Source organism: Diaphorobacter sp. LR2014-1 (assembly GCF_002916785.1).
GTDB lineage: Bacteria > Pseudomonadota > Gammaproteobacteria > Burkholderiales > Burkholderiaceae_C > Diaphorobacter > Diaphorobacter nitroreducens.
Genome location: NZ_MTBE01000007.1, coordinates 16,295 through 41,289 on the forward strand (window position 1 = coordinate 16,295; position 24,995 = coordinate 41,289).

General features: G+C 68.0%; 25 protein-coding genes, 1 tRNA gene and 2 pseudogenes. 15 read left to right on the top strand and 13 right to left on the bottom strand.

The window, feature by feature from the left end; all coding sequences use genetic code 11:
- Window positions 1-2: 2 nt before the first annotated feature.
- Entirely contained in the window at window positions 3-818 is an 816-nt protein-coding gene (gene mutM / locus BV908_RS07790; RefSeq protein WP_103737764.1) for a bifunctional DNA-formamidopyrimidine glycosylase/DNA-(apurinic or apyrimidinic site) lyase, read from the bottom strand.
- Window positions 819-847: 29 nt separating this feature from the next.
- On the opposite strand from mutM, the gene BV908_RS07795 reads away from it, so the two are divergent.
- The 7 genes from BV908_RS07795 (at window position 848) to pth (ending at window position 6,700) form a co-directional block, all read left to right on the top strand.
- Window positions 848-2,647 carry a tetratricopeptide repeat protein gene (locus BV908_RS07795; protein WP_103737765.1) on the top strand — a complete coding sequence of 600 codons (1,800 nt, stop codon included), beginning with the start codon at window positions 848-850 and terminating at the stop codon, window positions 2,645-2,647.
- The gene (locus tag BV908_RS07800) at window positions 2,644-3,159 is read left to right on the top strand and encodes a lipoprotein insertase outer membrane protein LolB (RefSeq protein WP_103737766.1); all 516 of its coding nucleotides are present in this window, start codon (window positions 2,644-2,646) and stop codon (window positions 3,157-3,159) included. The genes BV908_RS07795 and BV908_RS07800 overlap by 4 nt, the downstream gene beginning before the upstream one ends.
- 9 nt (window positions 3,160-3,168) lie before the next feature.
- Window positions 3,169-4,053: a 4-(cytidine 5'-diphospho)-2-C-methyl-D-erythritol kinase gene (gene ispE, locus BV908_RS07805; RefSeq protein WP_103737767.1), complete on the top strand. Its 885-nt coding sequence runs from the start codon at window positions 3,169-3,171 to the stop codon at window positions 4,051-4,053.
- Window positions 4,054-4,060: 7 nt separating this feature from the next.
- Window positions 4,061-4,137, top strand: a tRNA-Gln gene (locus BV908_RS07810).
- A 47-nt stretch (window positions 4,138-4,184) separates the two neighbouring features.
- A complete protein-coding gene (locus BV908_RS07815) occupies window positions 4,185-5,150 on the top strand; it encodes a ribose-phosphate pyrophosphokinase (RefSeq protein WP_011804339.1) in 966 nt (321 codons plus the stop codon).
- A 153-nt stretch (window positions 5,151-5,303) separates the two neighbouring features.
- On the top strand, window positions 5,304-5,930 hold the full coding sequence (locus BV908_RS07820) for a 50S ribosomal protein L25/general stress protein Ctc (RefSeq protein WP_011804338.1): 627 nt from the start codon (window positions 5,304-5,306) through the stop codon (window positions 5,928-5,930).
- Window positions 5,931-6,064: 134 nt separating this feature from the next.
- Complete coding sequence (pth, locus tag BV908_RS07825) at window positions 6,065-6,700, top strand: aminoacyl-tRNA hydrolase (RefSeq protein WP_103737768.1); 636 nt, start codon at window positions 6,065-6,067, stop codon at window positions 6,698-6,700.
- Window positions 6,701-6,763: 63 nt separating this feature from the next.
- On the opposite strand, the gene BV908_RS07830 is transcribed toward pth, so the two are convergent.
- Entirely contained in the window at window positions 6,764-7,021 is a 258-nt protein-coding gene (locus BV908_RS07830) for a YfhL family 4Fe-4S dicluster ferredoxin (protein WP_011804336.1), read from the bottom strand.
- A 175-nt stretch (window positions 7,022-7,196) separates the two neighbouring features.
- Between BV908_RS07830 and BV908_RS07835 the strand changes: the two genes are divergently transcribed.
- From BV908_RS07835 to BV908_RS07860, 6 genes are all read left to right on the top strand, one after another.
- The gene (locus BV908_RS07835; RefSeq protein ID WP_012655792.1) at window positions 7,197-8,159 is read left to right on the top strand and encodes an ABC transporter permease; all 963 of its coding nucleotides are present in this window, start codon (window positions 7,197-7,199) and stop codon (window positions 8,157-8,159) included.
- Window positions 8,156-9,031: an ABC transporter permease gene (locus BV908_RS07840; protein WP_011804334.1), complete on the top strand. Its 876-nt coding sequence runs from the start codon at window positions 8,156-8,158 to the stop codon at window positions 9,029-9,031. Before BV908_RS07835 ends, BV908_RS07840 begins: the two co-directional genes overlap by 4 nt.
- The gene (locus BV908_RS07845) at window positions 9,028-10,032 is read left to right on the top strand and encodes an ABC transporter ATP-binding protein (RefSeq protein WP_047349995.1); all 1,005 of its coding nucleotides are present in this window, start codon (window positions 9,028-9,030) and stop codon (window positions 10,030-10,032) included. The genes BV908_RS07840 and BV908_RS07845 overlap by 4 nt, the downstream gene beginning before the upstream one ends.
- Window positions 10,029-10,886 carry an ATP-binding cassette domain-containing protein gene (locus BV908_RS07850; protein WP_011804332.1) on the top strand — a complete coding sequence of 286 codons (858 nt, stop codon included), beginning with the start codon at window positions 10,029-10,031 and terminating at the stop codon, window positions 10,884-10,886. The genes BV908_RS07845 and BV908_RS07850 overlap by 4 nt, the downstream gene beginning before the upstream one ends.
- 98 nt (window positions 10,887-10,984) lie before the next feature.
- Window positions 10,985-12,475 (top strand): ABC transporter substrate-binding protein, encoded by a 1,491-nt coding sequence (locus BV908_RS07855; protein WP_103737769.1) that lies wholly within the window; start codon window positions 10,985-10,987, stop codon window positions 12,473-12,475.
- A 103-nt stretch (window positions 12,476-12,578) separates the two neighbouring features.
- A complete protein-coding gene (locus BV908_RS07860) occupies window positions 12,579-13,982 on the top strand; it encodes an amidase (protein WP_103737770.1) in 1,404 nt (467 codons plus the stop codon).
- Window positions 13,983-14,048: 66 nt separating this feature from the next.
- Here the strand turns inward: BV908_RS07860 and BV908_RS07865 are convergent, their stop codons facing one another.
- Entirely contained in the window at window positions 14,049-14,705 is a 657-nt protein-coding gene (locus BV908_RS07865; RefSeq protein ID WP_103737771.1) for a LysE family translocator, read from the bottom strand.
- A gap of 129 nt (window positions 14,706-14,834) precedes the next feature.
- On the opposite strand from BV908_RS07865, the gene BV908_RS07870 reads away from it, so the two are divergent.
- Both BV908_RS07870 and BV908_RS07875 read left to right on the top strand, forming a co-directional pair.
- Entirely contained in the window at window positions 14,835-15,446 is a 612-nt protein-coding gene (locus BV908_RS07870; RefSeq protein ID WP_047349991.1) for a hypothetical protein, read from the top strand.
- 74 nt (window positions 15,447-15,520) lie between these two features.
- Window positions 15,521-16,207, top strand: a complete 687-nt coding sequence (locus BV908_RS07875; RefSeq protein ID WP_103737772.1) for a hypothetical protein — start codon at window positions 15,521-15,523, stop codon at window positions 16,205-16,207.
- Here the strand turns inward: BV908_RS07875 and BV908_RS07880 are convergent.
- From BV908_RS07880 to aspS, 10 genes and pseudogenes are all read right to left on the bottom strand, one after another.
- The gene (locus tag BV908_RS07880; RefSeq protein WP_103737773.1) at window positions 16,197-17,015 is read right to left on the bottom strand and encodes a DUF429 domain-containing protein; all 819 of its coding nucleotides are present in this window, start codon (window positions 17,013-17,015) and stop codon (window positions 16,197-16,199) included. The genes BV908_RS07875 and BV908_RS07880 overlap by 11 nt on opposite strands.
- A gap of 61 nt (window positions 17,016-17,076) precedes the next feature.
- Window positions 17,077-17,418 (bottom strand): annotated as a pseudogene (locus BV908_RS07885) (EamA family transporter); the annotation flags it as partial.
- 268 nt (window positions 17,419-17,686) lie between these two features.
- Window positions 17,687-18,256 (bottom strand): annotated as a pseudogene (locus BV908_RS07890) (SMR family transporter); the annotation flags it as partial.
- Between the two features lie 220 nt (window positions 18,257-18,476).
- Window positions 18,477-18,899: a BLUF domain-containing protein gene (locus BV908_RS07895; RefSeq protein WP_103737774.1), complete on the bottom strand. Its 423-nt coding sequence runs from the start codon at window positions 18,897-18,899 to the stop codon at window positions 18,477-18,479.
- A gap of 3 nt (window positions 18,900-18,902) precedes the next feature.
- Window positions 18,903-19,628, bottom strand: a complete 726-nt coding sequence (gene folE / locus BV908_RS07900; RefSeq protein WP_011804323.1) for a GTP cyclohydrolase I — start codon at window positions 19,626-19,628, stop codon at window positions 18,903-18,905.
- Window positions 19,629-19,755: 127 nt separating this feature from the next.
- A complete protein-coding gene (gene clsB / locus BV908_RS07905) occupies window positions 19,756-20,985 on the bottom strand; it encodes a cardiolipin synthase ClsB (protein WP_103737775.1) in 1,230 nt (409 codons plus the stop codon).
- A gap of 4 nt (window positions 20,986-20,989) precedes the next feature.
- The gene (locus tag BV908_RS07910; RefSeq protein WP_011804321.1) at window positions 20,990-21,757 is read right to left on the bottom strand and encodes an endonuclease/exonuclease/phosphatase family protein; all 768 of its coding nucleotides are present in this window, start codon (window positions 21,755-21,757) and stop codon (window positions 20,990-20,992) included.
- Window positions 21,754-22,206 carry a dihydroneopterin triphosphate diphosphatase gene (gene nudB, locus BV908_RS07915; RefSeq protein WP_103737776.1) on the bottom strand — a complete coding sequence of 151 codons (453 nt, stop codon included), beginning with the start codon at window positions 22,204-22,206 and terminating at the stop codon, window positions 21,754-21,756. Before nudB ends, BV908_RS07910 begins: the two co-directional genes overlap by 4 nt.
- Before the next feature lie 28 nt (window positions 22,207-22,234).
- A complete protein-coding gene (locus tag BV908_RS07920) occupies window positions 22,235-23,038 on the bottom strand; it encodes a curli production assembly/transport component CsgG (RefSeq protein WP_103737777.1) in 804 nt (267 codons plus the stop codon).
- Window positions 23,039-23,134: 96 nt separating this feature from the next.
- The gene (aspS, locus tag BV908_RS07925) at window positions 23,135-24,946 is read right to left on the bottom strand and encodes an aspartate--tRNA ligase (protein WP_103737778.1); all 1,812 of its coding nucleotides are present in this window, start codon (window positions 24,944-24,946) and stop codon (window positions 23,135-23,137) included.
- Window positions 24,947-24,995 lie beyond the last annotated feature (49 nt).

A 24,995-nucleotide genomic window follows, 5' to 3' on the forward strand; every position in this document is an offset into this window, starting at 1 on the left:
GGTCAGGCGCGCTGGCAGTGCGGACAGAAATAGGTGCTGCGCTGCCCCTGGCGCAACAGACGCACGGGCGTACCGCACTGGCGACACGGCAGGCCCGCGCGGCCATAGACATTGGCCTCCAATTGGAAATGCCCGGCGCTGCCGTCGGCGCTGGAGAAATCACGCAGCGTGCTGCCGCCCCGCTCCACCGCGCGCGCCAGCACCTCGCGGATTGCGCCGTGCAGGCGCCGGGCTCGCTGGGGTCCGATCGCGCAAGCGCGGATGGTTGGCCGGATGCCCGCGAGGAACAGCACCTCGCAGGCATAGATATTGCCCACGCCCACGACCACCGTGCCCGCGAGCAGCAGTTGCTTGATGGGCGTGCGTTTGGCGCGCAGCCCCGCGTGGAAGGACTCGAAGGCGAAGTCCTCGCCCAACGGCTCCAATCCCCACCCATCGAGCAGCTTGCGTGCACGGGGATCGGACTCACCCGCCGCCCAGACCACGGCGCCGAAGCGCCGCGGGTCGTGCAGCCGCAGCGTGCCCTGGTCCATTATCAGTTCGAAATGGTCGTGGGCGCCGCGCGCGGGCAGGTCGCGTGCAAAGCGCAAGCTGCCCGACATGCCCAGGTGAATGAGCAGCAGCCCTTCATCCAGATCCAGCAACAGATATTTGCCGCGCCGGCGCACACCGCACACCCGCCGCCCGACCAATACTGCGGGCTCCGTGCCCAGCGGCCAGCGCAAGGGCTTGCCCACCGTAATGCCGCGGACAGTTGCGCCCTCGATCGCGCCAGCGAAGCTGCGCCGCGTGACTTCCACCTCCGGCAGCTCAGGCATCGCAATACTCGTCAAGAAGTTCAAGAGCCATGGATTATTATGGGCCGATGGTGCAATCTCTTCGTTTCAGGGCCGTCGCACTGGCATGTTGGGCTGCGGCGAGCATGCTGCCGGCCATGGCCCAGACGCCTGCCCAGTCCACCGTCCCCGCCCCCCCAGCCGAGCTGGAAGATACCGATGCGGCTGCCAGCGACGATGCAGCCGCCTTGAATGCCGAGCTGTTCTACGAATTGCTGCTGGGCGAGATGACCACCAGCCGGGGCGACCCCGGCACCGGTTATGCCCTGATGCTGGACGCTGCACGCCGCAGCGGCGACCCACAGTTGTACCGCCGCGCCACCGAGATCGCCCTGCAGTCGCGCTCGGGCGAATACGCCTTGATGGCCGCGCGTGCGTGGAAGGAGGCCCTGCCGCAGTCGCGCGATGCCAATCGCTACATGCTGCGCATCCTGGTCGCCCTCAATCGCATCGGCGATAGCGCCGACCCCTTGAAGCAGGAACTGAGCACCGCGCCGACGCGCGACAAGATATCCACCATCCGCGCGCTGCCTCAGCTCTATGGCCGTGCCAGCGACAAGGCACTGGCCGCGCAGGTGGTGCGCCAGGCCCTGCAGGCAGAACTGAACCACCCGGCCATCGGTCCCATTGCATGGACCACCGTGGGGCGCATGGACCTGGCAGCCAGCGACAAGGCGGGCGCCCTGGAGGCGGCGAGCCAGGCCCATGCACAAGACCCCGCCGACGATGGCGCCGCCATGCTGGCGCTCGAGTTGCTCGCAGAGGGCGTCACGCAGGCAGAGCCGCTGCTCGCGGGTTACCTGGCCGGCAAGCCCCTGCCCGAAGTCCGAATGGCCTACGCACGCCTGCTGCTGGAGTCTCAGCGCCTGGCCGACGCACAGTTCCAGCTGGATGCAGTCAATCGCGAACAGGCCGACATGCCCGAAGCCTGGTTGTTGCAGGCGTCGCTACACCTGCAAGGCGGACGGCTGGACCAGGCGGAGGAGGCACTGCGGCGTTTTACCGGCTTGCTCGAAGACCTGCCCGCCACGCCCCAACGCAAGCGCGCGCTCACCCAGGCGTATCTGATGCACGCGCAAGTAGCGGAGAAGCGTGGCGACTACGCCGAGGCGGAAGGTTGGCTTTCGCGCATTGAAGATGCCGCCGAACTGCTCACGGCTCAAAGCCGCCGCGCTGCACTGCTCGCACGCCAGGGCAAATTGGAAGAGGCGCGCGCACTGATCCGCGCCGTGCCCGCAAGCACCCCGGATCAGGAACGCCTCAAGTTGCAGGCCGAAGCCCAGTTGCTGCGCGAAGCAAAACAATATGCACAGGCCTACACGGTCCTCGGCAAGGCCGTAGCGCTGGCGCCGGCGGACAACGACCTCGCCTACGACCAAGCCATGCTGGCGGAAAAGGCGGGCCGCCTCGACGACATGGAACGCCTCTTGCGCGCCATCATCGCCCGCCAACCCGACTACCACCACGCACTCAATGCCCTGGGGTTTTCCCTCGCAGAGCGGGGCGTACGGCTGGAGGAAGCCAAGGCGCTCATCGTCAAAGCGCTGGAGTTTGCACCGAACGATCCGTTCATCACCGACAGTCTGGGCTGGGTGGAATTCCGCCTGGGCAACCGCCAGGAAGCGCTGACCATCCTGAAACGCGCCTACGAAACACAACCGGACGCAGAGATAGCGGCCCACATCGGCGAAGTTCTGTGGTCTCTGGGACAGCATGATCGCGCGCGTGACATCTGGCGCGAGGGCCTGCGTATCAACAAAGACAACGACACACTCAAGGGCACGCTCGACCGGCTGGGAGTGCGTCTGTGAGCCCGCCGCAACTGGCGGCTGACCACCGCCCTCTGCGCGGCCGGCTGGTGCTCGGGATCGTCGCAGCTGCAACCCTGGTCGCCTGCGCGCAGCCGCCACGCCCTGCGGACGCCAGCCCGGACCACTGGTCGGGCCGGCTGGCCGTTCAGGTGGAAGACGATGCAGGCCAATCCTTCAGTGCCGGTTTTGAATTGAAGGGCCACCCCTCCGCGGGAGAGCTCACTCTCATCAACCCGCTGGGCAACATCATCGCGCGTGTGGAATGGACTCCGCATCGCGCCGTGCTGGTCCAGGGGCAGGAACGCAGGGAGGCTGCCTCGCTGCAGACCCTGGTACATGACCTGACCGGCAGCGACCTACCCATTTACGCGCTTTTCAGCTGGCTGAAGGGCGAATCCCTCCAGGTCGCCGGCTGGCGCACCAACCTCGATGCCCTGCAGCAGGGGCGCTTGTCGGCCACGCGCGAGCAGCCGCTGCCTCGCACTACGCTGCGCATTGTCTTGAGCCTCTGACCGCTTTCCATGCAAGCCCTGTACGACGTGCCGGCGCCGGCCAAACTGAACCTGTTTCTGCATGTCACGGGTCGCAGGCCCGATGGCTATCACCTGCTGCAGTCGGTCTTCATGTTGATCGATTGGTGCGATGTTCTGCATTTCGAGGTGGGCGGCAATGGGGCCGTCACACGTGAAGACCTTACCAGCGCCCTGCCTGCGGACGATCTGGTCGTGCGCGCCGCACGTGCGCTGCAAAAGGCCACCGGTTGCCCGCAAGGGGTACATATCGGCGTCTCTAAACACATCCCCGCACAAGCCGGCTTGGGTGGCGGATCTTCGGACGCGGCCAGCACGTTGCTGGCGCTCAACCGCTTGTGGAAGTTGAAACTGTCTCGGCAGCAGTTGCACTCGATCGCCCTGACGCTGGGCGCCGATGTTCCGTTTTTTTTGTGCGGCGCAAGCGCCTGGGTCGAGGGAATTGGTGACATAATTCGCCCTCTTGAGTTGGAGCACCAACTTCCGCCTGCGGCTTTCGCGGTGGTCAAGCCCGAAGCGGGGCTGGATACGAGAATGATTTTTTCGCATCCCTCCCTTAAACGTGATTCGAGTTGTGCTACAATTTCAGGCTTTGCTGCAACACACTACCAATTTGGAAGTAATGACCTGCAGCCAGTCGCACAAGCCTTGTGCCCCGAGATCACGCAAGCCATCAATTGGCTTGAATCAAAAGGGTTGCGAGGACGCATGACAGGCTCTGGAAGTGCGGTGTTTGCACGAATCACACACGCTGTCGATCTGCACGATGCACCCGCTGCTTGGCATGTCAAAGTGTGTGAAAATCTAAAGTCTCATCCGCTAGCGGATTGGGTTTTGGATGAAAAGATACTGGGTGAGCTGACGCAAGACAGCTGACCTGCGTAGGGGAGTCGCCAAGTTGGTTAAGGCACCGGATTTTGATTCCGGCATGCGAGGGTTCGAGTCCTTCCTCCCCTGCCAAAGATTATTTCCCACACGGGATTTAAATTCAGACGGCTGAGTCGCTCATGCAAACCAATCCCCCCGACTTCGTGGTTTTCACGGGCAATGCCAACCCTGGATTGGCTGCCGAGATCGCTCAAAATCTTGGCACCACTCTCGGCGCCATTGATGTGGGCCGGTTCTCCGACGGCGAAGTCACCGTCGAAATCAAGCAAAACGTCCGCGCCCGCGATGTATTCGTGGTGCAGTCGACCTGCGCGCCGACCAACGAGAACCTGATGGAACTGCTGATCATGGTCGACGCGCTCAAGCGCGCCTCGGCCGAACGCATCAGCGCCGTGATTCCCTACTTTGGTTACGCTCGCCAGGACCGCCGTCCGCGTTCCACACGCGTTCCGATCTCCGCCAAGGTGGTGGCTAACATGCTGCAGGCAGTGGGCGTCGCCCGCGTGCTGACCATGGACCTGCATGCCGATCAGATCCAAGGTTTCTTCGACATTCCGGTGGACAACATCTACGCGTCGCCGGTGCTGCTGGGTGACCTGAACCAGAAGAAGTACGAGAACCTGATCGTGGTGAGCCCGGACGTGGGCGGCGTGGTGCGTGCACGCGCCCTGGCCAAGCAGCTCGGCACCGATCTGGCCATCATCGACAAGCGCCGCCCCAAGGCGAACGTGTCGGAAGTCATGCACGTGATCGGCGACATCGAAGGCCGCAACTGCGTGATCATGGACGACATGATCGACACCGCCGGCACGCTGGTGAAGGCCGCCGAAGTGCTCAAGGAACGCGGCGCCAAGAACGTTTACGCCTATTGCACGCATCCCATTTTCTCGGGCCCGGCCATCGAGCGCATCGCGCAAGGCACGGCCCTCGATGAAGTGGTGGTGACCAACACGATCCCCCTGAGCGATGCCGCCAAGGGGTGTTCCAAGATTCGCCAGCTCTCCGTGGCGCCGCTGATCGCCGAAACGATCCAGCGCATTGCCAAGGGTGAGTCGGTGATGAGCCTGTTCTCCGACCAGGCTTGATGATCGCTCCGCCGCTAGCGGAGGTGTCACAGCCCCAAGCCTCCTTCGGGAGGCTTGCTTGTTCGGAGACAGCGCGGGCCCATGCCATGGTGGCGTGCGGTCTTTATCAACAGGGCCAGGCTGGTCGCGGCCGGCCCCTTCAGGAGTTCAAACATGCAATTCGTCGCTTTTGAGCGCGCCAAGCAAGGTACGGGTGCGAGCCGCCGTCTGCGCATTTCGGGCAAGGCCCCCGGCATCGTCTATGGCGGCTCCGCCGAGCCCCAGCTGATCGAGATCGATCACAACGCCCTGTGGCACGCCCTCAAGAAGGAAGCGTTCCACTCCAGCATCCTGGACATGGAGCTGAACGGCCAAGTCACCAAGGTGCTGCTGCGTGACGTGCAGTACCACCCCTTCAAGCAGCAAGTGCTGCACGTGGACTTCCAACGCGTGGACGAGAAGACCCGCGTGCACCTGAAGGTGCCGCTGCACTTCGAAGGCGTCGAAGGCTCGCAGGCCGTAAAGGTGGAAGGCTGCACGGTGACCCCGCTGATCCATGAACTGGACGTGATGTGCATGCCCGCGCAACTGCCCGAGTTCATCAAGGTGGACCTGAGCGGCCTGACCTCCAAGTCCACCATGGGCCTGCAGTCCGTGAAGCTGCCCCACGGCGTGAAGGCCGTGGTGCGTGGTTCCAACAAGAACCCCGCCCTGGTGTCGATCAAGCTGCCCGAAGTGGTGGCCGACGCGACCGCAGCCGCAGCACCCGCAGCCGCACCCGCCAAGAAGGGCAAGAAGTAAGCACTTCTGCCGGGCCGTCGCCCTCAGGGGCGGCCTCTTGCCTCTCAACGGCCCACCTCGCGTGGGCCGTTGGCGTTTTGTGGCTCCCTGCAAGCGCACGTCGCGCCGCTTCAGGCGCGCCGGATAATCGCAACATGATCAAACTGTTTGTGGGCCTGGGCAACCCCGGCCCGGAGTACGAGGCCACACGCCACAACGCGGGGTTCTGGTGGATCGACGCGCTGGCGCGCGAACTCAAGGTCACCCTGGTCCCCGAGCGCAGCTACCACGGCCTGGTCGCGCGCGCCAGCGTTGCCGGCCACAGCGTCTGGCTGCTGCAGCCGCAGACCTTCATGAACCTCTCAGGCAAGTCGGTGGCGGCCCTTGCGCGCTTCTTCAAGATTCCGCCGGAGGAAATCCTCGTCGCACACGACGAATTGGACATTCCGCCCGGACAGGCCAAGCTCAAGCGCGGCGGCAGCCACGCAGGCCACAACGGGCTGCGTGACATCCACGCGCAACTGGGCACCAGCGACTACTGGCGGCTGCGCATCGGCATCGGCCACCCCGGCGTGAAGGCGGAGGTGGTGAACTGGGTGCTCAAGAAGCCCGCGCCCGACCAGCGCACGCTGATCGAGGACAGCATCCTGCATTCGCTCAAGGCCTACCCCGCCCTGCTGGCCGGCGACATGGACAAGGCCACGCTCCTCGTGCACACCACCAAGCCGCCCCGCCCCAAGACCACACGCCCCGCCCAGGCGCAGGCCGCACCACAAGCGGGACTAGATTAACTATTATTTTGATAGCTGGTAGCGCTTACCAGATAAGCGCTAGCGGCCCAAAAACCTCCACATTCAAGCCACTTTCGGTGGCTTCAGGCGCTGGAACTTCTGCCACAGCGTCTCGCGGCTTTCCTGGTGGGCCGGGTGGACCGGAATGCAGGCCACGGGACAGATGGCCACGCACTGGGGCTCATCGAAATGGCCCACGCATTCGGTGCACTTGGAGGGTTCGATCTCGTAATGCTCCTGGCCCAGGAAGATGGCCTCGTTGGGGCATTCGGGCTCGCACACGTCGCAGTTGATGCACTCGTCCGTGATCATCAACGCCATGGCGCAACTCCCTTGCTGCACATGGCGCAATGCGGTGACAGGCGGGCGGTGAACAGCATCCTGCAATTATCCGCCCACCCCTGTGCCCCCGTGGGGATGGCCGCCATGCGCCCGCGGTTTTTGTCCTATGCTCGGTCCACCACCGCCCCGGCCGCGCGCCGCGGCCTTCACTCCCATGGCCCTGTTCTTCCTCCAACGCCTCGCCACTTTGATCGCCACGCTGCTGGGCGCGTCGGCCGTGGTGTTCGTGGTGCTGGAGGTCCTGCCGGGCAACGCGGCCGAAGTGCTGCTGGGGCCTGACGCCGCACCCGAGGCCGTGGCCGAGCTCGCCGCCCGGCTGGGCCTGGACCAACCCGCGCTCGTGCGTTATGGGCAGTGGCTGGGTGGACTGCTCACGGGCCAGTTAGGGGACAGCCATGCCTACAGCGCGCCCGTGGCCGACCTGATCGGCGAGCGCCTGGCGCTGACCATTCCGCTGGCCCTGCTGGCCATGCTGCTGACCACCGCGCTGGCGCTGGCCGCTGGCGTGTATGCGGCATCGCGCCACAACCGCCTGGGCGACTGGGGAGTGATGGGGCTGGCGCAACTGGGCATTGCCATTCCCAACTTCTGGTTTGCCATCCTGCTGATCCTGCTGTTTTCGGTACAGCTGCAATGGTTCTCGGCCGGGGGCTTTCCCGGCTGGAGCGCCGAAGCCGGCGGCGGCGTGCTGCCCGCGCTGCAGGCCCTGCTGCTGCCCGCCGTGGCCCTGGCCGTGGTGCAGGCCGCCATCCTGGCGCGCATCACGCGCTCCGCCGTGCTGGACGTGCTGCGCGAAGACTTCGTGCGCACGGCGCGCGCCAAGGGGCTTTCGCAACGCGCGGCGCTGTGGGGCCATGTGCTGCGCAACGCCATGATCCCCGTGGTGACGGTGATGGGCCTGCAGTTCGCCAACCTGCTGGCCGGCACCATCGTGGTGGAGAACGTGTTCTACCTGCCCGGGCTGGGCCGGCTGATCTTCCAGTCCATCGCCAACCGCGACCTGGTGGTGGTGCGCAACTGCGTGATGCTGCTGGCGGCCATGGTGGTGGTGGTGAACTTCGTGGTGGACCTGCTGTACGCGGCCATCGACCCGCGCGTAAAGGCCCGCGGCCTATGAGCGCGCTGCCGACCTTCCCCGCGCCCAGCCCCCACACGCCGGCGTTCTGGCGCCGCGCGCTGCGCCACCCCAGCTGCGCGATCGGTGCCGTACTCACGCTGGCGCTGGTGCTCTCCGCCCTGCTCTCCTTCGTCTGGACGCCATGGCCGCCTTATGAGATGGCGATGGATGCCGCCCTGCAGCCCCCCGGCGCGCAGCACTGGCTGGGCACCGACGCCTACGGGCGCGACGTGGCCTCGCAACTGCTCGTGGGCGCGCGCGCGTCCATCGCGGTGGGCGTGATCGCCGTGGGCATCGGCCTGGCGCTGGGCGCCGCGCTCGGGCTGCTGGCAGCGGCGCGCGGCGGCTGGGTGGAGGAAGCCGTCATGCGCCTGGCGGACTTCACCTTCGCGTTCCCCGCGCTGCTGCTGGCCATCATGCTCACGGCCGTGTTCGGCCCCGGCATGGTGAACGCCATCATCGCCATCGGCATCTTCTACATACCGACCTTTGCCCGTGTCACGCGCGCATCGGCCAAGGCGGTGTGGGCGCGTGAATACATCCTGGCGGCGCGCGCCTGCGGCAAGGGCCCATGGCGCATCACCTTCGAGCATGTGTTGCCCAACATCGCTTCCGTGCTCATCGTGCAGGCCACGATCCAGTTCGCGCTGGCGATCCTCGCCGAGGCCGCGCTTTCGTACCTGGGCCTGGGCACGCAGCCCCCGCAACCGTCGTGGGGACGCATGCTGGCCGAGGCCCAGACCCTCATGTTCCAGGCGCCGCTGCTGGCCGTGTGGCCGGGCGTGGCGATTGCGCTGGCGGTGCTGGGCCTGAACCTGCTGGGCGACGGGCTGCGCGACCTGCTGGACCCCCGACTGTCCCGCCAGCGATGACACCAGCGCATGCACCTCCCTCCCCTGCGCCATTGCTGGACGTGCAGCAACTGGCCATCACGCTGCGCACGCCGCGCGGCCCGGTGCGCGCCGTGCATGACGTGGACTTCGCCCTGCAGCCCGGCGCCACGCTGGGGCTGATCGGCGAATCGGGCTGCGGCAAGTCCCTTACCGCGCTCGCGCTCATGGGCCTGCTGCCTGAAGGCGCGCGCGTGCAGGGCAGCATCCGCCTGGACGGGCAGGAACTGCTGCCGATGACCGAGCCCCAGTGGTGCCGGCTGCGCGGCGACCGCATCGGCATGGTGTTCCAGGAACCCATGACCGCGCTCAACCCCGTGCACACCATCGGGCGGCAGGTGGCCGAGCCGCTGCGCCTGCACCGCGGCCTGTCCGCCCGGCAGGCGCGCGCCGAGGCCGTTGCGTTGCTGGAACGTGTGGGCATCGCGCAGGCCGCGCAGCGGCTGGACGCCTACCCGCACCAGTTCTCGGGCGGGCAGCGCCAGCGCATCACCATCGCCATGGCGCTGGCCTGCGGGCCGCAGCTCCTGATTGCCGACGAGCCCACCACGGCGCTGGACGTGACGCTGCAACGCCAGATCCTGGAGTTGATCCAGGGTCTGGTGGCCGAGCGCGGCATGGCGCTGATCCTCATCTCGCACGACCTGGGCGTGATCGCGCAGAACGTGCAGCGCACGCTGGTGATGTATGGCGGCACGGTGGTCGAGGCCGGCCCCACGCGCGAAGTCTTCCGCACGCAGGCCCATCCCTACACCCGCGGCCTGTTCGCCGCACGCCCGCAGTGGGGCTCCGCACGCGTGCCCGGTGCACGCCTGCCCACGATCGCTGGCACCGTGCCCGACCTGGCCGATCTGCCGCCGGGTTGCCCCTTCGCCGGACGCTGCCCGCTCACCGTGCCCGACTGCCACGCCTCCTTGCCGCCCACCACGGCGCTGGGCCCGGGCCACATGGCGCGCTGCATACGGCTGGGGGAGAGCGCGTGAACACTATCAATTCAATAGCTGCCAGCGCTTTCCCTACAAGCGCTACAGGCCATTTCGACCCAAATGCACCCCTTTTGCGCGTACGCGGCCTGCAGCGGGACTATCCGCTGCCCCGCACACGGCCGTGGGGGCCGCGCGCGCAGGTGCAGGCGCTGCGGGGTGTGGACCTGGACATCACCACCGGCCGCAGCCTGGGCGTGGTGGGCGAGTCGGGCTCGGGCAAGTCCACGCTGGCGCGCCTGGTGATGGCGCTGGACACGCCCAGCGCCGGCAGCGTGCACCTGCTGGGGCGCGACCTGCACCGGTTGCCCGCGCACGCGCTGCGCGCCGCACGGCGCGACTTCCAGATGGTGTTCCAGGACCCCTACGGCTCGCTGGACCCGCGCCAGACGGTGGAGCGCATCGTCACCGAGCCGCTGCAGGTCCTGGGCCGTACCACACGCGCCGAACTGCGCGAGCAGGCTGCAGCCGTGCTGCAGCAGGTGGGCCTGCGCGCGGGCGATGCGCACAAGTACCCGCACGAATTCTCGGGCGGCCAGCGCCAGCGCATCGCCATCGCGCGCGCGCTCATCACGCGGCCGCGCCTCATCGTGGCCGACGAGCCCGTGAGCGCGCTGGACGTGTCCGTGCAGGCCCAGGTGCTGAACCTGCTGCAGGACCTGCAGGAGCGCCTGGGCGTCACCTACCTGCTCATCAGCCACGACCTGGCCGTGGTGCAGCACCTGTGCGACGAGGTGCTGGTGCTGCACGAGGGGCGCGTGGTGGAGCGCGGTGCGCCGCACACGCTGTTCAGCACGCCGCAACACCCCTACACGCAGGCGCTGGTGGCCGCGGTGCCGCGCATCGCGCTCTAGCCGCACGGCGCCAGCGCGCCACGCCCGGCCGCGCCCTGTAGTAAAAAGCAGAGCACAGCCCGCCGCACGCATTCCACCCGTCCAAGGAGATCCCGCCCATGTTCACCCGCCGCACCGCCCTCGCCTCCGGCGCCCTGGCCACCGCCGCGCTGGCCACGCCGCTGCACGCGCTGGCGCAGGGCAAGAAGGACGCCGTGACCCTGGCCCTGGCCCTGGAGCCGCCGGGGCTGGACCCCACGGCCGGCGCGGCGTCCTCGATTGCCGAGGTCACGCTCTACAACATCTACGAGACGCTCACGAAGATCAACCCGGACGGCAGCGTCTCGCCGCTGCTGGCCGAGAGCTGGGAGGTCTCGCCCGACCTCAAGACCTACACCTTCCGCCTGCGCAAGGGCGTCACCTTTCACAACGGCGAGCCGCTCAATGCCGCGGCCGTGAAGTTCTCCTTCGACCGCGCGGGCGGCGACAAGAGCACCAACAAGGACAAGCGCAGCTTTGCCAACCTGAGCACGCAGGCGGTGGACGAGTACACCGTGGTGGTGCTCAACAAGGACATCGACCCCGACCTGCTGTTCGTGCTGGGCCAGGCCACGGCCATCATCGTGGAACCCAAGAGCGCCGCCACCAACGCCACCAAGCCCGTGGGCACGGGGCCCTACAAGCTCGCCGGCTGGAGCCGCGGCGCCTCCATCACGCTGGCCGCATGGCCGGGGTGGCGCCAGCCGTCCAGCATCCGCATCCGCCGCGCCACGTTCCGCTTCATTCCCGATGCGGCGGCGCAGGTGGCCGCGCTGCTGGCGGGCGACGTGGACGCCTTCCCGCGCGTCACGCCGCGCAGCATGGCGCAGTTCAAGAACAACCCGCGCTTTCAGGTCATCGTGAGCGGCTCGCGCGCCAAGACCATCCTCGCGATCAACAACGCGCGCAAGCCCTTGAACGACGTGCGCGTGCGCCGCGCCATCGCCGCAGCGATCGACCGCAAGGCCATCATCCAGGGCGCGGCCGACGGCCTGGGCGTGCCTATCGGCAGCCACTACGTGCCCGGCGCCTTCGGCTACGTGGACACCACGGGCATCAACCCGCATGACGTGGAGAAGGCCAAGCGCCTGCTGGCCGAGGCCGGCGTGAAGACACCCCTCACCCTCACCATGACGCTGCCGCCGGCGCCCTACGCACGCCAGGGCGGCGAGCTGATTGCCTCACAGCTCGCCAAGGTGGGCATCGTTGCCAAGCTGCAGAACGTAGAGTGGGCCCAATGGCTCAGCGGCACCTACGGCAACAAGAACTACGACCTGACGCTGATCTCACACGTGGAGCCGTTCGACCTGGGCAATTTCGCCAAGCCGGACTACTACTGGGGCTACCACTCGGAAAAATTCGACCAGCTGTACGAGCAGATCAAGACCGCCACCCGCCCGGCCGACCGCGCCCGCCTTCTGGGCGACGCGCAGCGCCTGTTGGCCGAGGACGCGGTGCACGCCTTCCTGTACCAGCCGCAATGGGTCACCGTGGCCCACAAGCAATTGCGCGGTCTGTGGAAGGACATGCCGGTGTTCGTCAACGACCTGTCGGCATTGCACTGGGCATAAGGAGCTGGCGCGTGGTAGCGCCAGCCCCCTCGGCACGGCCACTTCCGCCCGGGTGGAACAGCCGTTCTCTCCACACCGCCTCCGCGATGACACAAGGATCGCCATGACGCAATTGCACGAGCTGTCCGCCAGCGAACTGCTCGCCGGCTACCGCAGCCGCCAGATCTCTCCGGTGGACGCGTTGCTCGACGTGCTCGCCCACGTCGCGCGGTGGGAGCCCCACCTGCAGGCCACCTACCTGCTGCGCCCCGAGGCTGCGCTGGCCCAGGCCCGCCAGAGCGAGGCCCGCTGGCTGCGCGGCGCCCCCTGCGGCCCGCTGGACGGCGTGCCGGTCACCCTCAAGGACAACATCGCTACACAGGGCGATCCCACGCCGCTGGGCACCGCGGCGCTCCCCCTGGTGCCCGCCGCGGCCGACGCACCGCCTGCGGCCCGTCTGCGCGAGGCGGGCGCCGTACTGCTGGCCAAGACCACCATGCCCGACTACGGCATGCTGTCCTCGGGGCTGTCGAGCTTTCATCCGCTGGCGCGCAACCCCTGGGACCTGTCCAAGGGCCCGGGCGGCTCCAGCGCCGGCGCGGGCGCGGCGGCGGCGGCGGGCTACGGGCCGCTGCACGTGGGCACGGACATCGGCGGCTCGCTGCGCCTGCCGGCCAGTTGGTGCGGCATCTTCACGCTCAAGCCCAGCCTGGGCCGCATTCCCATCGATCCGCCCTACACCGGCCGCGCGGCCGGCCCCATGACGCGCGGCGTGGAGGACGCCGCGCTGATGATGCAGGTGCTGTCGCAGCCCGACGCGCGCGACAGCATGAGCCTGCCAGCACAGCCCATCGACTGGCTGCGGCTCGCGCCCGGCACGCAGCGCCTGCGCGGCCTGCGCCTGGGGCTGCTGCTGGACGCGGGCTGCGGCCTGGCTACCGATCCCGAGGTGCGCGCCGCCGTGCAGGCCGCCGCGCAGCGCCTGGCCGACGCGGGCGCCATCGTCGAGCCCATGGAGCCGTTCCTCACGCGCGCCATGCTGGACGGCATGGACCACTTCTGGCGCATGCGCTCGCACATGGACATGCGCACGCTCACCGTCGAGCAGCGGGGCAAGGTGCTGCCCTACATCCGCGCCTGGGCGGATAGCGCCGCCACGCTCAGCGCGGCCCAGGTGTACGAGGCCAGCCAGCAGTTCCACGCCACGCGCGTAGCCACGGTGCGCGCCTGCGCGGGGTACGACTACGTGCTTTCGCCCGTGGCGCCCATCACCGCCTTCGCGGCCGAGCTGCCCTCGCCCACCGACGACCCGCTGCGGCCGCTGGAGCACATTGCCTTCACCGTGCCGTTCAACATGTCGGAGCAGCCGGCCGCGTCGGTCAACTGCGGCTACAGCGCCAGCGGCCTGCCCATCGGGCTGCAGATTGCCGGACAGCGCTTTGACGACCTGGGCGTACTGCAACTGGCCCACGCCTTCGAGCAGTTGCGCGGCGCGCAGCGGCCCTGGCCCGCGCCGCCCGCGCCTTGAAGGCACAAGCCAAAATGGCCTCCAGCGCTTGATAGACAAGCGCTAGCAGCTATAAAAAGTGAAGTATCAGCGCTCGGCTGTGGCCAGCCGCACGGCCAGGCCCAGGAACACCAGGCCCGCCGCGCGGTTGAGCATGCGCTGCGCGCGCGCCGAGCGCTGCAGCAGCGCGCCGAACGCCCCGCTGAAGCATGCGATGGCCCCGAACACCAGGAACGTGGCCAGCATGAACACCACCCCCAGCACCAGGATCTGCCGCGCCATGCCGCCGCGCGCGGGGTCGGCAAACTGCGGCAGGAAGGCCAGGAAGAAGATCAGCACCTTGGGGTTGGTCAGGTTCATCACCACACCGCGCCCCACCATGCGCAGTGCACCACCGGGCACGCGGGCGCCCGGCGCCATCGCCGCGCCCGTGGCGGGCGCCTCCTCGGGCACGCTGGCCGGCGCCCGCAACGCCCCCCAGGCCAGATAGGCCAAATAGGCGGCGCCGCAGAACTTGAGCACCGTGAACGCCACGGCCGACGCGGCAAACACGGCCGCCAGTCCCAGCGCCACGGCCGTGGTGTGCCCCACCAGTCCCAGGCACAGCCCCAGCACCACGCACATGCCCGCGCGCCAGCCGCGCTGGGCCGACTGCAGCAGTACGAACAGGTTGTCGGGCCCTGGCGTAAGCGCCAGCAGCACGGAAACACCAAAGAACGCGACAAGGGTTTCGATCGAAGGCATGGGACGGTCTGAGGGTGGGACAGAGAACCGCCGGAGCGGCGGCGCACCATTCTGCACCGCGCACACGGCGGGCGCGTGCGCAGGCACGACAATCGACGGTTTCGCCCGCTTTTCACGGACTTGTCTGCCATGGACCTTTTATTCGTGGTGGCCCTCGCGGCCACCGGCGCCTACATGCTCAACACCCAGCAGCAGCGCCGGCGCATCGTGCTGCTGGCGCAGCATCTGCAGCCCTACCAGATCGAACGGCTCATGGAGACACTGACCCAGGGCTACCTGCGCGCCATGGGCGAACAGGACCCCGAGCGCCGCCAGCAGGTGCTGAACCTGCTGGCCAGCAGCGAGGCACAGTTGAGCGAACAGTTTGAGCGCTTTGCGGCGGACTTCCGCCGCGTGCCCGCACCGCTGGCGCGCGCGAGCCGCCTGGCGCTGGGCCTGCCGTTTGCCACGCAGTTGCTGCCCGCCGCCACCTTCGACATGCGCGAGGCCATTGACGTGCACGCGCGCGGCATCGCCCGCGTGGCGCGCAACGACGCCGGCCTGTCGCCGCGCGACAAGGCCTTCACCATGACGGCCGAGCTGCTGCTGATGCAGCACACCTGCCACTGGTTCTGCAAGTCCAAGACCGTGGCATCGGCCCGCACGCTTGCGCGCCACCAGACGCCGCACGCCCAGTTGGTGGCTGCGGTTTCGCCGGAAACGCGCGCCGCCTACCTCGCCCTGACCGGCCCAGTGCGCTGAAGCGCGGCGGCGCGGCAACTCGCGCCCCCGTCCTACCCTGCCGGCGCCGGCGCCCGGTTCCAATCAGCCAGCCCATGAATACCCTCCCCACCGACAACGATCCCGTCCAGGCCTGGATGGCGCTGGGCGTGCAAAGCGCCATCCTTGCGCGCACCATGCCCGCCGTGCGGCACGACCTGGCGGGGCCGCTGTCGGCCATGCGCATGGCGGCCACCGTGCTCAAGCGCCGGCTCGGCACGGGCGAGTTGCCGCCCGCACAGGCAGTGGAGCGGGTGGAGCAGTTCGAAGGCCACCTGACCCGCTTGGCCGACAGTGCCAAGCGCCTGCGCCATTGGGACCTGCCCGCGCAGGACAGCGCTCAGCCCCTGGCGGCCGTGGCCGCCCAGGCGGCTCAGCTGGCCCGGCCGCTGCTGGCCATGCGCGGCACCGACCTGCAAGCGCCCGGCCCGTTGCCCGAGACGCCCGTCGCGGCACACACCACCCTGTGCCTGCTGCTGGGCGCCCTCTATCACCTGGCGGAAACGGGCTCCCCGCCTCCCGCACGCATCACGCTGCAGGCCGTGCAAGGCCGCAGCGGCCTGCGGGTGCAGGCGGACGGACAGGCGGACGCCGGCCTGGCGGCATTCGCGTCCCAGCCAGCCCCGCCACTGGATGCCGCTGCGCTGCTCTGCCTGGCGCGGCATGGCGGCGCGCATGTGCAATGCGGCGCAGGCTGGGTGGAGCTGGACGCGGCACCTGCACGACCAGACGTTACGCCGTGACGATCCAGCCCTCCAGCGGGTCCATGTCGGGCGGCAGGCCGTAGCGCAGGTCGCCCTGCTGCCGGCAGCGCCATGCCCATGCGGCCTGCAGCAGGCACAGCACCGCATCCAGGCGGTCGCCGCTGCCGTCGTCCAGCAGTGCCGCGCGCTGCGCGGCATCCACTGTCAGGCGCAGGCCCAGGCGGGTGTCGCCGCACTCCAGGCGGCCCAGCAGCTCCGTGCGCGCCGCGTGCCGGTCGGCCGTCTGGCGCGCACGCACGTCGCTTTTATAGCTGCGCCGCCCGATCAGCTCGCGGGCCAGCAGACCGGGGTAGGCCTCCAGCGCCACGCGCCGCAGGTCCCCGGCATGCAGGCCGGGCAGATGCACACCGGCCTCCAGCAACAACGGCACGCCCGCATGCAGCATGTAGGCCACGGGCGGGTTCACCCATTTCATCGACGGGCTGGAGCCCGCGGGCCGGTCCGTGGCGCGGTGGGCCAGCTTGGCGCCCGCGGGGCGCGCGGCGCAGAACGCGGCAAAGGTTTCACGCACTTGCGCGCGCGTGAGGCCGCGGTAGTGCGCGATGCTGCGCGCCCATTCGAGCGGCCAGCCGAGTCCGGTGAGCAGTTCGCGGGGCAGGCCGAAGGGCAGATCGAAGCCGCCCACCCATGCGCGCGGCGCGGCCAGCCATCGGCCGAAGGCGGCGAGCGTATCCAGCGGCTGCAGGTCTTGCAGCACCACGCTGCCGCCCTGCAGCGCGCCCAGCGCCAGCACGATGGGCTTGCGCCGGCTGGGACTGCTGGAAAAATCGCACCCTACCAGCAGCATTGCAGCCAGGGCCTGTTCACACTATTTTTGCTAGTGCGAAGGGCGTGAAAACCGCGCCAACCTAGGCGCGTGACGACGCCAAGGCCGGGGCCTTGGCTAGGAGGGCAAGGACGCGTGGCGCGGTTCTCACCAGCGCCCCCGCCAAGCGCGCGGCGCGGTCGCCCTCGTCCAGCAGGTGCCCGCCGATGAGCGCCGCGAACAGCATGGAGACCTCGCGCGCCGGCGCCACGTGGGCCATGGGCGCCTCCTGCATGGCAAACAGCACCAGCACGTAGGCGATCGGGCTCACCACGGCCACCAGCAGCGCAAAGCGCCACTGCCCGGCCCACAGGCGCGCCGTCTCGGCGCGGTTGCGCAGGGCCACGGGGGCGAGCACTGCCACGCGCACGAAGTTGCCCATGTAGGGCCTGTTCACACTATTTTTGCCAGTGCGAATGGCGTGAAAACCGCGCCAATCTAGGCGCGTGACGACGCCAAGGCCGGGGCCTTGGCTAGGAGGGCAACGACGAATGGCGCGGTTTTCACTCCGTTCCCTCCGGGTTGCGATCAAAAAGGGCCATTCGCGGCGTTGCCAAGCCTCGCTGGGGTAGCACCCCAGCTTCGTTTGGCGCCTTGCGCCTGGCCCTTTTTGATCGCAACGCATCTGGCAAAAATAGTGTGAACAGGCCCTAGTCCACCAGCACGGGCGACAGCAGCATGGCCTTGACGGCGTAGCCGTCCACCACGGTATAGCTGGCGATGAAGATGCCGGTCAGCACGCCGTAGCGCAGGCCCGCGCGCACCCGCAGGCGCGCGTGGGGATCGTGCGCCGCGCGCAACAGCCCGGGGCCGCCCGCGATCAGGAAGACGCCGCCCACCACCGCCACGATGCCCAGCACGCCCCAGGCGGACAGCCGCTCGCCCAGCAGCGTGACGGCCACCAGCGCGGTCAGCAGCGGCCCCGTGCCCCGCGCCAGGGGGTAGACCACGGTAAGGTCGGCCTTGCGGTAGCCGCGCAGCAGGATCACGTAGTACAGCACGTGCAGCACGCCGCTCAGGGCCACGATGGCCCACTCGCGCGCGCCCCACAGCGGCACGGCATCACGCCCGAGCCACCAGCCCAGCGGTGCCCACACCAGCATCATGAGCACCGAGGTGAAGAAGGCGAAACGCGCATCGCCGCCGGCCTTCTTGGCGGCGATGTTCCAGCCGGCGTGGATCAGGCCGGCGAGGAGGATGAGTGCGAAGGCGTTGAGCGACATGAAGGGCCCGCCGCCGCAGCGCCTCGCGGCCGGCTGCGGCGTTCAGGAGGTGGTCGGCGGCATCAGTGCGCCACGGCGGCACCGGCATGCGCCAGACGTGCGCCGCCCGGCAAGCGCCTGGACCGGCCCCACCGCCCCGCCATACTGACGGCGCCCCCGTCCCGCACGTCGCGCGGGAGTCGGGGACTGCGGCGCAAGCCGCTCAGGGGGCTGTCCACCCTCAGGCCCGGCCGATGATGCTGGCCGTGGCCATGAGTTCTTCGAGCAGCGCGAACGACACCTTGCCCGAGGCTGCATAGGGGTCGAACTCGGGCCGCTCGGAATACTTGAGCACGATGGAGTGGTTGAGCTTGGTCAGGTTGACCTGGCCCATGGTCCAGCCGCCAAAGCGGCGCTCGGTGATTTCCTCGAAGGCCAGCAATTCCACGTCCTTGTGGCGCGGGTCGCGCTGGATGTGGCCGCACAGGTCGCTGACGGCCGAGCGCCCGCCTTCGATGGCCTGCAGGAAGATGCCGCCGCCGTAGCACAGCACGCCCGTGATGCCACTGGCGGGGTTGTGCTGGCGCGACTGGGTGAGGATGGCCTCGATGGCCTCGGGCGAGGTATCGACGGCGCGGCTGACGTAGAGAAGACGGACCAGCATGGGTCAGCTCCTTCGGGGAATGAGGGCCAGGAATTCGCGGCGCAGCGTGGGGTTGGTGAGGAACACCCCGCGCATCACCGAGTTGATCATCTTGCTGTCCATCTCGCGCACACCGCGCCAGGACATACAGAAGTGGCTGGCCTCCATGACGATGGCCAGCCCGTCGGGCTGGGTCTTTTCCATGATGAGGTCGGCCAGCTGCACCACGGCCTCCTCCTGGATCTGGGGACGCCCCATGACCCAGTCCACGAGGCGCGCGTACTTGGACAGACCGATCACGTTGGTGTGCTCGTTGGGCAGCACGCCGATCCAGATCTTGCCGATCACCGGGCAGAAGTGGTGGCTGCAGGCGCTGCGCACGGTGACGGGGCCGACGATCATCAGCTCGTTCAGGTGCTCGGCGTTGGGAAACTCGGTGATCGCCGGCGGCTGCACGTAGCGGCCCTTGAAGACCTCGTTGAGGTACATCTTGGCCACCCGGCGCGCCGTGGCCTGCGTGTTGTGGTCGCCCGCTGTGTCGATCACCATGCTGTCGAGGACGCCCTGCATCTTGGCCTCGACCTCGTCCAGCAGGCGCTCCAGCTCGCCGGGCTGGATGAACTCCGCGATGTTGTCGTTGGCATGGAAGCGCCGGCGCGCCGCGTTCAGCCGTTCGCGAATCTTGACGGAGACGGGCGTGCCCTCGTCGGGCGCGGCGCCGCTCAGGGGTGCTGGGGGTTCTGAAGACATGGCGGCATGGTACCAGCGAATGCCGATCCAGGCTTTATAAGCCTTTTATGCCTCTAGCGCTTATGGGACAAGCGCGAGCAGCTATCCAAACAATAGCAATATTTTCCCACCGGCAGGGGCGCGGCATTCAGTAGCGGTTGCCCGTCACCCACAGGGCCGCGCGCATGATGCCGAAGGCGATGCGGTCCAGCGCGCGCTCGCGCCAGGGGCGTTCGGCGTAGCGCTGCGGGTCAAGCCGGCGGCCCTCGTGGACCATGGCGTGGCGCAGCCGCTCGCGCAGGTCCTGGGCAAAGGGGGCGTCGCGCACGATCACATTGGCCTCGCGCGCCAGCAGCAGCGACAGCGGGTCCAGGTTGGACGAGCCCACCGTGGCCCAAGCGCGGCGGCTGTCCGCGTCGATCACCGCCACCTTGGCGTGCAGGAAGCTGGGCGCGTATTCATGAATCTCCACGCCCGCCGCCAGCAGCGTGCCGTACACCGGCCGCGCTGCGTGGTATTGCATGAAATATTCGTACCGCCCCTGCAGCAGCAGTTGTACGCGCACGCCGCGCCGCGCCGCCAGCACCAGCGCGCGGCGCAGCTTGCCACCGGGCACGAAGTAGGCGTTGGCGATGATGACCTCATGCCGCGCGCGGGCAATGGCGCGCAGGTAGGCGCGCTCGATGCGTGCACGGTTGCGCACGTTGTCGCGCAGCACCAGCTCGGCGCGCATGCCCCGCGCACGGCTCTCGGCGCGCCGCGCCGCCAGGCGTGCGGCGCTGGCGGCGCGCAGGTCGGCCAGCGCCAGCGACAGGCGGCGCTGGCGTACGTCGCGCACCGCGCGCATGCGCCACCACAGTTGCTCCATGGTCTCGCTGGCCTGCTGCACCAGGCTGCCCTCGGCGCGCACGGCAAAGTCAAAGCGCGGCGCGGTGAGCGCGCCGTGGTTGGGGTCGTGGAAGTCGTCCAGCACGTTGATGCCGCCGCAGAACAGCACGCAGCCATCCACCACGCACAGCTTGCGGTGCAGCCGGCGCCAGCGCATCGGCAGCAGCAGGCCCAGCGGGCCGAGCGGCGAATACACCTGCACGTGCACGCCGGCCTGCACCATGCGGGTGCGCCAAGGCTCGGGCAGCCGCCCCGTGCCCACGCCGTCCAGCGCCAGGTGCACGCGCACGCCGCGCCGGGCTGCGCGCATCAGCGCCTCGGCCACGTCGGCGCCCGCGCCAGTGCAGTCAAAGATGTAGGTCTCGAACTGGATATCGGACAGCGCCGCATCCATCTCGGCGATCAGCGCCGGGAACAACTCCTGCGTGCCCTGCAGCAGCTGGATCTGGTGGTCTCGGCCGGTAGCGTGCGCGCGCGTGGGGGCGACCATGGAGTCAGAGCTTGAACTCTGCGATCAGCGGCAAATGGTCCGACATGCGCCACCAGATCCGCCCACGCGGCACCTGCAGCCCCAGCGGGGTGAGGCCCCGCACGTACACATGGTCCAGTTGCACCATGGGCAGACGGGCGGGGTAGGTGAAGGCCTGGGGCGCATCGTCGTACTCGAAGAGCCCGAAGCCCGCAAGCATGCGCTTGATCTGCAGCCCCCAGTCGTTGAAGTCGCCCGCAACGACCAGCGGGGCATCCTCGGGCACCTCGCGCGCGATGAAGCGCTGCAGCTGCGCCACCTGGCGGATGCGGCTGCCGGGCACCAGGCCCAGGTGCACCACGATGGCATGCACCCGGCGGCCCTGTATCTCCACCTCCACATGCAGCAGGCCGCGCTGCTCGAAGCGATGGTCGGAGATGTCCTCGTGCTGGTGGCCGATCACCGGCCAGCGCGTGAGCAGCGCGTTGCCGTGCTCTCCGTGGCGCGTGAAGGCATTGGTGCGGTAGATGGCTTCGTAACCTTCGGGGGCCAGGTACTCGGCCTGCGGCACATGGGGCCAACGCTCGAAGTAGCTGGCCTCCTTGCGGTTCATCCTGCGCACCTCCTGCAGGCAGACGATGTCTGCATCGAGCTGCTCGACCGCCAGGCCCAGATTGTGGATCTCCAGCCGGCGCGCGGGGCCCAGCCCCTGCACACCCTTGTGGATGTTATAGGTCGCTACGCGCAGGATGCCGGAATGCTCGGCAGGCAGTTCGATCGGTGTTGCGGTCATCGTCCAACGAATCGTGGCAGCCAGAGTATGGCCTCGGCATTGGAAGGCGAGTAGCAGCGGTCCGCGGCTTCGCGCCAGCCCATCCAAGCATATGCCGTGTGTTCGCGCGGATTCAAGGCCACTGGCGTCTGCGCCGGCACGCACAGGCCGAAGACACGCTCGGTATTCAGGCAGACACCCGGCGCGTAGCGGTGCCGCCATTGCGGGTAGATGGTGTAGATGTTCTCCATGCCCCAGTCGCGCAGCGCGCAGCCCGCAGCGGCCGCCTGGATGCCGGTTTCCTCCGCCGCCTCGCGCGCGGCGGTGACGGCCCAGTCCTCGCCCGCAAAATCCTTGCTGCCGGTGACCGATTGCCAGAAATCTTCGGCCGAGTCGGCACGGCGCAGCAGCAGCACGTCCAGCGCAGGCGTGTGCACCACCACCAGCACGGATTCGGGAATTTTGTACATGGCGCCGTCCCTGTGCACGCGCGCTGCGTTAGCGGCTCGGCACCGGCGGCGGCAGGGGCTTGGCTTGCAGCGCCCGCACCTGCTCCACCAGGGCGTTGTGCGTATCCAGGAAGGCGGCGGCAACCACCTTCGCTTCGTTGGTGTTGCTCCAACCTGCCCCGGATGCGCCCCCCAGCCGCCCGATCATGATGCCGCCGATGCCCAGATCGGTGGTGCGGGCCGCGCCCGTGGCGGCAGCCACCTGTTCGGTGGTTTCGTTGTCCGACAGCAGTAGCGCCGTCTGCGCCTCCTTGAACTTCACCTGCTCGGCCAGGCCGATCAGGCCGGCCAGGTCGCGCAGCACCGGAATCATGCCCATGATGCCCGCCAGGCCGCGCCCGGCATCGCTTTCGCTGAAGGTCAGGCTGGGAGTGAGCGTGTACTGCGTCTCATAGCCGCGCCCCTTGGCCACGGTCGAGTTGGGGCGCAGCACGCCGGATTCACGCAATTCGCTCTCCTGTACCGTACCACGCAGCCCCGCGCCACGATCCATCACGCGAAAGCAGCCGCTTTGTTGCACCATGAGCTTGATCAGGGGCACGGGCGAGGTGGGCAGGTTGTAACCACCCGTGGCATAGCCGTGGGGACTCTCGGCCAGCGCCACGGTGGCCACGGGGCTGTCGCAGCGCAGCAGCTCGCGCGCGGCGTTGCGCGGGCCCTGGGGCCCGGCCGAGCCAGTGACCACCGAACCGCCTTCGCCCAGCTCGGTTTTCTTCTCGCCGCAAGCCGATACCCCCAGCGCCACGCACAGCAGCAAACCGGTATGGGACAGCCGTCGAAACAGCATGCGCATGGTCTCCCTCCAAGAGCTTGTGGACACGTTATGGCAAACAAAAACGGCAGGCACGTGAACGCGCCTGCCGCTTAGGTGTCGGAGCCCGCGCGCTCCTCAGTGGGCTGCAGGCAGCGGGTTGCGCAGGCGGATGTGCAGTTCGCGCAGCTGCTTTTCGTCCACAGGCGAAGGGGCCTGGGTCAGCAGATCCTGGGCGCGCTGGGTCTTGGGGAAGGCGATCACGTCGCGGATGGACTCGGCTCCCGTCATCAGCGTGATCAGGCGGTCCAGGCCGAAGGCCAGGCCGCCGTGTGGAGGCGCGCCATACTGCAACGCGTCCAGCAGGTAGCCGAACTTGGCGCGCTGGTCTTCCGGGCCGATATTGAGCGCCGCAAACACCTTGGCCTGCACATCAGCGCGGTGGATACGCACCGAGCCACCACCCAGCTCCCAGCCGTTCAGCACCATGTCGTAGGCCTTGGCAATGCACTTGCCGGGGTCGGTGTCCATGAGGTTCTCATGGCCGTCCTTCGGCGATGTGAAGGGGTGGTGCACGGCCACCCAGCGGTCTTCTTCCTCGTCATGCTCGAACATGGGAAAGTCCACCACCCACAGCGGCGCCCAGCGGTTCTCGAACAGACCATTCTTCTTGCCGAATTCGCTGTGGCCGACCTTCAGGCGCAGTGCGCCGATTGCGTCGTTGACGATCTTTTCCTTGTCGGCGCCAAAGAACAGCAGGTCGCCGTCCTGTGCGCCCGTGCGCTGGAGCACTTCGGCCAGTGCGGCGTCATGGATGTTCTTGACGATGGGCGACTGCAGGCCGTCACGGCCCTTGGCCTTATCATTGACCTTGATGTAAGCCAGACCCTTGGCGCCGTAGATCTTCACGAACTCGGTATAGCCGTCGATCTCGCCGCGCGACAGGCCGCCCTCTTCACGGGCGCCACCGGGCACGCGCAGGGCCACCACACGGCCGCCCTTCATGTTGGCGGCGCCGGAGAAGACCTTGAAATCCACGTCCTTCATGACATCGGTCAGCTCGGTGAATTCGAGCTTCACGCGCAGGTCAGGCTTGTCGGAGCCGAAGCGGTGCGCCGCTTCCTGGTAGGTCATGGTGGGGAATTCACCCAGGTCCACGCCCAGTTGCTGCTGGAACACTTCCTTGATCATGCGCTGGAAGATGGCGCGGATCTCGTCCTCATTCAGGAACGAGGTCTCGCAGTCGATCTGCGTGAACTCGGGCTGGCGGTCGGCGCGCAGATCCTCGTCGCGGAAGCACTTGGTGATCTGGTAGTAGCGGTCGTAGCCGGCCACCATCAGCATCTGCTTGTAGAGCTGGGGCGACTGGGGCAGCGCGAAGAACTGGCCGTCGTGCACGCGGCTGGGCACGAGGTAGTCGCGCGCACCTTCGGGCGTGCTCTTGCCCAGCATGGGCGTTTCGATGTCGATGAAGCCTTCCTTGTCCAGGAAGTTGCGCACCTGGATGGCCGTCTTGTAGCGCAGCATCATGTTGCGCTGCATGTACGGGCGGCGCAGGTCCATCACGCGGTGCGTGAGGCGCGTGGTTTCCGACAGGTTGTCGTCGTCCATCTGGAAGGGCGGCGTCACGGAGGGGTTCAGGACGTTGAGCTCCTGGCACAACACCTCGATCTTGCCGCTCTTGAGGCTGTCGTTGGTCGTGCCTTCGGGGCGCGCGCGCACCAAACCCTTGACCTGCACGCAGAACTCGTTGCGGACGTCCTCGGCCACCTTGAACATCTCGGGACGATCAGGGTCGCAGACCACCTGCACATAGCCTTCGCGGTCGCGCAGGTCGATGAAGATCACGCCGCCATGGTCGCGGCGACGGTTCACCCAGCCCGACAGGGTGACGGTTTGGCCCAGGAGGGCTTCGGTCACAAGACCGCAGTAGTGGGAGCGCATGGCCATGGATCAGTCTTCCTGCGTCCTCGTGGGACGCGACGATGGTTGTTCTTTC